Origin of the sequence: Aeromonas sp. LsrichE-8G (genome assembly GCF_022869435.1) — a bacterium.
Classification (GTDB): domain Bacteria; phylum Pseudomonadota; class Gammaproteobacteria; order Enterobacterales; family Aeromonadaceae; genus Aeromonas; species Aeromonas caviae.
Genome location: NZ_JALIHH010000269.1, coordinates 1 through 1,257, shown reverse-complemented (window position 1 = coordinate 1,257; position 1,257 = coordinate 1). Strand labels below are relative to the sequence as shown.

Genomic DNA, 1,257 nt, shown 5'->3' with positions numbered 1-1,257 from the left:
CAGGGCGAGAGCGTGAACATATTGTTAAATTGATGCCAGTTCAGCTAACCCAGCATCCAGTACCTTTTCCAGATATGGGCTGCTCATGCCCGCAAATTGCTGCTTCTTCCGCAAGCTTGCCTTACGGCTGGTTTCGGCTCGCAGCATGTTTTGCGCCATGTGTCGTGCACAGGCCAATATTTGAGGAGCATCACCTCGATATATCTGGCAGGCATCCTCATTCATCACGACATCCAGAACCCAATGCAGGCTATTTTCAATTGCCCAGTGCCCTCGTACCGCTGAGGCAAACTGCTCTGGTGTCAGTTCAGCCGAGCTGATGTAGTAGCGATACTCCATCGAAAATTTTTTCATATTTTCAATTCGATAGGATATTGCGACACCAACACTCTTCAGCGCTTTCCACTCTGGAAATTGCTCTGATAGTGCTCCGGCTGGTAACACATGGTACTCGCGGCCATCAATGCGACCGTGCTCTTTCTCGACACTGAACGTTTCTTCACTCAGTGGCTTCTTGGTCGACTCGCCCAGAGCTGCGCGTACTGCATTATGCAGTGTGGGCTGGTTACCTTTTACCGCCAGCAAGTAGTCGCCACCGCCCTTGATTATGGTTGAGGCTATCTCAGTCTGGCAGCCCATGGCATCGATGGATACCAGGCAGCCTTTTATATCGAGGAGTGCCAGTAATTCAGGAATGGCGGTGATTTCGTTAGATTTCGCATCTGTTTTGACTTGCCCGAGCACCAGACGATTCTCAGCGGCAAAGGCACTGACCATATGAATGGTAGACTGACGACTGTCTCGGTCGTAAGAGCTGCGTAAGGTCTTGCCGTCAATGGCAATCAGCTCACCATCGGTACGTTCTGATGTTGCTTGCATCCAGCGGACAAAGGCGTTCTGGAATTGCTCCGGTTGAATACGGGAGATGATCCTGGCTATGGTGTCGTGAACAGGTAATCCGTTATGAAACAATCCATTACGCTGAAACCATTCTAGATGTGCCTCGCCGAAAAGCTCGATATCTTCCCAACCTTGAGCCCCACCAATAGCAGCACAGACGGTGAGAAAAACCACATCGAAGAAGGGGTACGCGATTTTGGTTGTCTGACGAGGGTCTTCAAGTTCGGAGAAGAATTGGGTAAATGCCGCTTGATGGTTCATGACGAAACTCCCGTAAAAGAGAGTATAAGATCACACCCTGTTCGGTCGGTCAAATCCTCATGCCCTGCTTAAAAAACGTTCGCGATCTTGCCCTGG

General features: G+C 50.1%; 1 protein-coding gene. It reads right to left on the bottom strand.

All coding sequences use genetic code 11. The features are described from left to right. Positions 1-24 precede the first annotated feature (24 nt). Positions 25-1,161, bottom strand: coding sequence for an ISAs1-like element ISAeme1 family transposase (locus tag MUW49_RS20950; protein ID WP_041204891.1), 1,137 nt, complete (start codon positions 1,159-1,161; stop codon positions 25-27). Positions 1,162-1,257: the final 96 nt, after the last annotated feature.

Coding starts and splice junctions, on each gene's coding strand:
- MUW49_RS20950 (WP_041204891.1), bottom strand. CDS start 1,161: ATGAACCATCAAGCGGCATTTACCCAATTCTTCTCCGAACTTGAAGAC.